Below are 6,706 nucleotides of genomic sequence, written 5' to 3'. Positions count from 1 at the left end.
TTTTTTTCGCCCCGCTGGCCAATACCCGGCGCGGCCCGCCCCCACCCCCCCCCGGTGGGGGGTGGGGGGGGGGGGGTGGGGGCCGCCCCCCCAGAATGTCCGGGCGCAGCCCGGAGCCGCTGGTGCCGCACACACGAAGAGGGCCCCGGATGCCTAGTGGCATCCGGGGCCCTCTCACGTCAAGCTCAGCGCAGCGTAGTGGCTCGGGCCTCGCGACGGTTGTGCCGGAAGGTGTTCGCCCGCCGGGTCGTCGCGAACAGCGGAATCGTCGCCGCCATCGCGATCTGCAGCGCGCAGCCGGTCTGGAGCAGCAGCAGGCCGCCCGGGGCGTCGAACGCCCAGGCCGCCAGCAGCCCCATCGCGCTGATGATCCAGCAGAGCATCGCCACCGCGAGGACACCCCGCGGCTTGGGGTACTCGACCCGGCTCACCATCAGCCAGGCCACACCGATGATCGCGAGCAGCGTCGGGACGAACGGCAGCTCCAGCAGCACGATCGAGACGACCGTGAGCGCGCCGAAGGGGCTCGGCATGCCCTGGAACATGCCGTCCTTCATGGTCACGCAGCTGAATCTCGCGAGTCTGAGCACCACGGCCAGCAGGACCACGATCGCGGCCAGCGCCGACATCTTCTGCACCGCGTCGTCGGCGACCATGCCGTAGACGAGGACGAAGTACGCGGGAGCCAGGCCGAAGCTGATCAGGTCGGACAGGTTGTCCAGCTCGGCGCCCATCGGCGAGCTGCGCAGCTTGCGGGCCACGATGCCGTCGAAGAGGTCGAAGACCGCGGCGAGCAGCATCAGTATCACTGCCGTCGCGGCGCTGTTGCGGGCCATGCCCGACTCGCCGCTGCCGGTGAGGTGCGGGATGAGGATTCCGGTGGTGGTGAAGTACACCGCCATGAATCCGCACGTCGCGTTGCCGAGCGTGAGGGTGTCCGCTATCGACAGCCGCAGCGAGAGCGGCATGTCGTCCTCGGCGGACTCCTCCTCGGCGGACTCGGGCACCCAGCCGGCTGCCGGAGTCTCAGGGTCAGTCACGGTCAATTCGTGTCACCCCCGCGGTGGTGGCCTGACCGACCTCGACCGCGACCTCGACGCCCTCGGGGAGGTAGATGTCGACGCGGGAGCCGAAGCGGATCAGACCGATCCGTTCGCCCTGCTCGACCTTGGTTCCGGCCGGCAGGTACGGAACGATGCGCCGGGCGACTGCACCGGCGATCTGCACCATCTCGATGTCACCGAGCTCGGTGTCGAAGTGCCAGACAACGCGCTCGTTGTTCTCGCTCTCCTTGTTGAACGCCGGGACGAATCCGCCGGGGATGTGCTCCACGGACGTCACCGTGCCCGCCAGGGGCGCGCGGTTGACGTGGACGTTCAGCGGGCTCATGAAGATCGCGACCCGGGTCCGTCCGTCCTTCCACGGCATGATGCTCTGCACCACACCGTCGGCGGGGGAGATGACACGGCCCTGGGCGATCTCGCGCTCGGGGTCGCGGAAGAACCACAGCATGCCCGCCGCGAGCGCGGTGGTGGGCACGGCCGCCGCGGCCCAGCGCCCGGACTTGCGAGCCCGGGTCAGGCTGAGCGCCGCGGTGGCGAGGGTCGGCAGAAGCCACGGCGATGCTCCGCGCGCGAGGCGTACGCCACGGAGGCTGTCGCGAGGTGCAGAGGTTTGGCTGTGGGGCATGGATGACCTTCGTAGCGGGTGATTGCCGCGCCGCAAACGGGGGGACGGGACGGCGGCTTTACTGGAATGCTATCGGTTGCACGCAACAACTGGGCAAGCCAGAAGCCGAGTCGATGTCCATCAGCCAGTGACTGCTAGTGACTCTTTCGCGGCGAATCGGTGGATGATCCGCCGCAAAAGGGACTTTCAGCCCTGGAGTCGGTACTCCTCGAGCAGGCGTCGCCCGATGATCATTTTCTGGATCTCGGCGGTACCCTCACCGATGAGCAGCATCGGAGCCTCCCGGTAGAGGCGCTCGATCTCGTACTCCTTGGAGAACCCGTAGCCGCCATGGATACGGAAGGCGTCCTCCACCACCTCCTTGCAGTACTCGGAGGCGAGGTACTTCGCCATCCCTGCTTCGAGGTCGTTTCGTTCCCCGGAGTCCTTTTTGCGTGCTGCATTCACCATCATCGCATGGGCGGCTTCGACCTTGGTAGCCATCTCGGCCAGCTTGAACTGAATGGCCTGGTGTTCGGCGATCGCCTTGCCGAAAGTGTGACGTTGCTGGGCATAAGAGACACCCAGTTCGAAAGCACGCTGAGCGACGCCGCAGCCACGGGCCGCCACGTTGACGCGGCCGACCTCGACTCCGTCCATCATTTGGTAAAACCCTCGGCCGGTCTGGCCCCCGAGGACCCGATTGGCCGGAATGCGCAGTCCGTCCATGATGAGCTCGGTCGTGTCGACGCCCTTGTAGCCCATCTTGTCGATCTTGCCGGGGATGGTCAGGCCCGGCCGGACCTCACCGAAGCCCGGCTCCTTCTCGACGAGGAAGGTCGTCATCGACTTGTGGGGCGCCGTGCCCTCAGGGTGTCCTTCGTCACTTCGCACGAGGACCGCCACCAGCGTGGAGGTGCCGCCGTTCGTCAGCCACATCTTCTGGCCGTTCAGGACGTACTCGTCGCCGTCCTTGACCGCCTTGGACGTGATGGCCGACACATCGGAGCCCAGCGCCGGCTCGGACATCGAGAACGCGCCGCGCACCTCGCCCAGCGCCATGCGCGGGAGGAAGTGGTCCTTCTGCTCCTGCGTGCCGTGCTGCTTGAGCATGTACGCCACGATGAAGTGCGTGTTGATGATGCCCGAGACGGACATCCAGCCCCGCGCTATCTCCTCGACGCACAGCGCGTAGGTGAGCAGCGACTCACCCAGGCCGCCGTACTCCTCCGGGATCATCAGGCCGAAGAGGCCGAGCTCCTTGAGGCCGTCGACGATGTCCTGCGGGTACTCGTCGCGGTGCTCCAGCTGGGTCGCGACCGGGATGATCTCCTTGTCGACGAACTCCCGGACGGTCTTGAGGATCTCCCGCTGGACGTCGGTCAGCCCGGCGGTCTGGGCGAGTCGGGCCATGGCTACTTCTCCTGGGTCTTCAGCTGGGGGCGGCCGGGCTGCTCGCCGCCGCGCTCCTTGATGTACGTCTCGGTCGGGACCATCACCTTGCGCCGGAAGACGCAGACGAGGGTGCCGTCCTGCTTGTAGCCCTTGGTCTCGACGTAGACGATGCCTCGGTCGTTCTTCGACTTCGACGGAGTCTTGTCGAGGACCGTGGTCTCGCCGTAGATCGTGTCGCCGTGGAAGGTCGGCGCCACGTGCCGCAGGGACTCGATCTCCAGGTTGGCGATGGCCTTGCCGGAGACGTCCGGCACCGACATGCCGAGCAGCAGCGAGTAGATGTAGTTGCCCACGACCACGTTCTTGCCGAAGTCGGTGGTGTTCTCGGCGTAATTGCTGTCCATGTGGAGCGGGTGGTGGTTCATGGTCAGCAGACAGAAGAGGTGGTCGTCGTACTCCGTGACCGTCTTCCCGGGCCAGTGCTTGTAGACCGCACCGATCTCGAACTCTTCGTACGTGCGTCCGAACTGCATGGTCCTACGCCTCCGGGATCTCGAACTTGCCGGTGCGCTGCATGCCCGCGGCGCGCCCCTTGCCCGCGATGACCAGGGCCATCTTGCGGCTGGCCTCGTCGATCATCTCGTCGCCGAGCATCGCGGAGCCCTTCTTGCCGCCGGCCTCCGAGGTGCACCAGTCGTACGCGTCGAGGATCAGCTCGGCGTGGTCGTAGTCCTCCTGGGAGGGGGAGAAGACCTCGTTGGCCGCGTCGACCTGGCCCGGGTGCAGCACCCACTTGCCGTCGAAGCCGAGGGCCGCGGCGCGGCCGGCGACGGCGCGGAACCCGTCCACGTTCTTGATCTGGAGGTAGGGGCCGTCGATCGCCTGGAGGTTGTTGGCGCGGGCCGCCATCAGGATCTTCATCAGGATGTAGTGGTAGGCGTCCGCCGGGTAGCCGGGCGGCTGCTCGCCGACGACCAGGGACTTCATGTTGATGGAGGCCATGAAGTCGGCCGGGCCGAAGATGATGGTCTCGATGCGCGGCGAGGCCTGGGCGATGGCGTTGACGTTGTTCAGGCCCTGGGCGTTCTCGATCTGGGCCTCGATGCCGATCTTGCCGATCTCGAAGCCCATGGTCTTCTCGATCTGCGTGAGCAGCAGGTCCAGCGCGACGACCTGGTCGGCGGTCTGCACCTTCGGCAGCATGATGCAGTCGAGGTTCTGGCCCGCGCCCTCGACGACGGTGACCACGTCCCGGTACGTCCACTGGGTGGTCCAGTCGTTGACGCGCACGACCCGGGTCTTGCCGGTCCAGTCACCCTCGTTGAGGAACTTCACGATGGTGTGCCGGGCCTCGGGCTTGGCCAGCGGCGCGCAGGCGTCCTCCAGGTCCAGGAACACCTGGTCGGCCGGCAGGCCCTGGGCCTTCTCCAGGAAGCGCGGGTTCGAACCCGGCACCGCGAGGCAGGAGCGGCGCGGGCGAAGACGGTTGACCACAGGGCCGGGGGTGCCCGACGCGGAGCGGAGGTCAGGCAGGGTGGCGGCGGGCGACGGGTGGGCTGGCGTGGTCATGCGGGGACCTCCGTGCTTGCAAGGATTTCGAGAGGGGCGAGTTTGTTGGCTTTGCGGATCTCGTCGACGATACGTCCGATGATCTCCGTGATGCCGAAGTCCTTCGGCGTGAACACGGCGGCCACGCCGGCCGCCTTGAGCGTCACGGCATCCGCGTTCGGAATGATGCCTCCGACGATGACGGGGATGTCGCCCGCCCCCGCCGCGCGCAGCCGCTCCAGGACGTCCGGGACCAGGGCGCTGTGGGAGCCGGACAGGATGGACAGTCCCACGCAGTGCACGTCCTCGGCCAGCGCCGCGGAGGAGATCTCCTCCGGCGTCAGCCGGATGCCCTGGTAGACCACCTCGAAGCCGGCGTCGCGGGCCCGGACGGCGATCTGCTCGGCTCCGTTGGAGTGCCCGTCGAGGCCGGGCTTGCCGACCAGCAGGCGCAGCCGCCCGCTGCCCAGCTCCTCGGCCGTACGGGTCACCTTCTCGCGGACCTCGTGCATCGGCGTGCCGGGCTCGGCGGTGACCGCCACCGGGGCCGAGGAGACCCCGGTCGGGGCGCGGAACTCGCCGAACACCTCGCGCAGGGCGCTCGCCCACTCGCCGGTGGTGACACCCGCCCGGGCGCACTCCAGGGTGGCCTCCATCAGGTTCTCGGTGCCTGCCGCGGCCTCCTTGAGGCGTTCCAGGGCCTGCCGGGTGGTGGGGAAGACGAACGGGTCGCCGTTCCCCTGCCGCTCCGAGGACTCCTCGCGCTCGGCGCGCCAGCGGCCGATGCGCTCCACGGTCAGCGCCTCTGTGGCCGGGTCGACCGTCATGATCGCGCCGTCCAGGTCGGCCGTGAGCGGGTTCTCCTCGGTCTGCTGGAAGCAGTTCACGCCGACGATCTTGTCGTCGCCGGCCTCGATCCGCGCCCGCCGCTCGGCGTGCGAGGAGACCAGCTCGCCCTTCAGGTACCCGGACTCGACGGCCGCCATGGCGCCGCCCATCTCCTGGATCCGGTCGATCTCGGCAAGGCAGTCGGCGACCAGGGAGTCGACTTTGGCCTCGATGACGTGGGATCCGGCGAAGATGTCCTCGTACTCCAGGAGGTCGCTCTCGTGGGCGAGGACCTGCTGGATGCGCAGCGACCACTGCTGGTCCCAGGGCCGGGGCAGGCCCAGCGCCTCGTTCCAGGCGGGCAGCTGCACCGCGCGGGCGCGGGCGTCCTTGGAGAGGGTGACGGCCAGCATCTCGAGCACGATCCGCTGGACGTTGTTCTCCGGCTGCGCCTCCGTGAGGCCCAGGGAGTTGACCTGGACCCCGTAGCGGAAGCGGCGCTGCTTCTCGTTCTCGATGCCGTAGCGCTCACGGGTGACCTGGTCCCAGATGCGGCCGAAGGCGCGCATCTTGCACATCTCCTCGATGAAGCGGACGCCCGCGTTCACGAAGAACGAGATACGGGCGACCACCTCGCCGAAGCGCTCCTCGGGCACCTGGCCCGAGTCGCGCACCGAGTCCAGCACCGCGATCGCGGTGGACATCGCGTACGAGATCTCCTGGACCGGGGTGGCTCCCGCCTCCTGCAGGTGGTAGCTGCAGATGTTGATCGGGTTCCACTTCGGGATGTGGTTGACCGTGTACGCGATCATGTCCGTCGTCAGGCGGAGCGAGGGCCCGGGCGGGAAGACGTGCGTCCCGCGCGAGAGGTACTCCTTGACGATGTCGTTCTGGGTGGTGCCCTGGAGCTTGGAGACGTCGGCCCCCTGCTCCTCGGCGGCCACCTGGTAGAGCGCCAGCAGCCACATGGCGGTGGCGTTGATCGTCATCGAGGTGTTCATCTGCTCCAGGGGTATGTCCTGGAACAGCCGCCGCATGTCGCCCAGATGGGAGACCGGGACCCCGACCCGGCCCACCTCGCCGCGGGCGAGGATGTGGTCGGGGTCGTAGCCGGTCTGCGTCGGCAGGTCGAAGGCGACCGACAGGCCGGTCTGGCCCTTGGCGAGGTTGCGGCGGTACAGCTCGTTGGACGCCTCGGCCGTGGAGTGGCCGGCGTACGTCCGCATGAGCCACGGCCTGTCCTTCTGGCGCTCTGTCATCTCAGGCG

6 protein-coding genes are annotated in these 6,706 nt (G+C 67.9%); all 6 read right to left on the bottom strand.

The window, feature by feature from the left end:
- Window positions 1–185 precede the first annotated feature (185 nt).
- The 6 genes from pssA to ACFWP3_RS28740 all read right to left on the bottom strand — a co-directional run bounded on the left by pssA (window position 186) and on the right by ACFWP3_RS28740 (window position 6,698).
- Window positions 186–968, bottom strand: a complete 783-nt coding sequence (gene pssA / locus ACFWP3_RS28765; protein WP_384226646.1) for a CDP-diacylglycerol--serine O-phosphatidyltransferase — start codon at window positions 966–968, stop codon at window positions 186–188.
- Window positions 969–1,032: 64 nt separating this feature from the next.
- Window positions 1,033–1,689, bottom strand: coding sequence for a phosphatidylserine decarboxylase (locus ACFWP3_RS28760; protein ID WP_069922629.1), 657 nt, complete (start codon window positions 1,687–1,689; stop codon window positions 1,033–1,035).
- Window positions 1,690–1,875: 186 nt separating this feature from the next.
- A complete protein-coding gene (locus tag ACFWP3_RS28755) occupies window positions 1,876–3,081 on the bottom strand; it encodes an acyl-CoA dehydrogenase family protein (RefSeq protein WP_267720682.1) in 1,206 nt (401 codons plus the stop codon).
- 2 nt (window positions 3,082–3,083) lie between these two features.
- On the bottom strand, window positions 3,084–3,596 hold the full coding sequence (locus tag ACFWP3_RS28750) for a MaoC family dehydratase (protein WP_326587072.1): 513 nt from the start codon (window positions 3,594–3,596) through the stop codon (window positions 3,084–3,086).
- Window positions 3,597–3,600: 4 nt separating this feature from the next.
- Window positions 3,601–4,632 (bottom strand): HpcH/HpaI aldolase/citrate lyase family protein, encoded by a 1,032-nt coding sequence (locus tag ACFWP3_RS28745; protein WP_384226641.1) that lies wholly within the window; start codon window positions 4,630–4,632, stop codon window positions 3,601–3,603.
- The gene (locus ACFWP3_RS28740) at window positions 4,629–6,698 is read right to left on the bottom strand and encodes a protein meaA (protein ID WP_384226638.1); all 2,070 of its coding nucleotides are present in this window, start codon (window positions 6,696–6,698) and stop codon (window positions 4,629–4,631) included. The genes ACFWP3_RS28745 and ACFWP3_RS28740 overlap by 4 nt, the downstream gene beginning before the upstream one ends.
- Window positions 6,699–6,706: the final 8 nt, after the last annotated feature.

The sequence above is a fragment of the Streptomyces sp. NPDC058525 genome (genome assembly GCF_042719495.1).
Taxonomy (GTDB): Bacteria; Actinomycetota; Actinomycetes; order Streptomycetales; family Streptomycetaceae; genus Streptomyces.
Note: the sequence above shows the minus strand (reverse complement) of the source record. Positions and strands in the feature narration are given on the sequence as shown.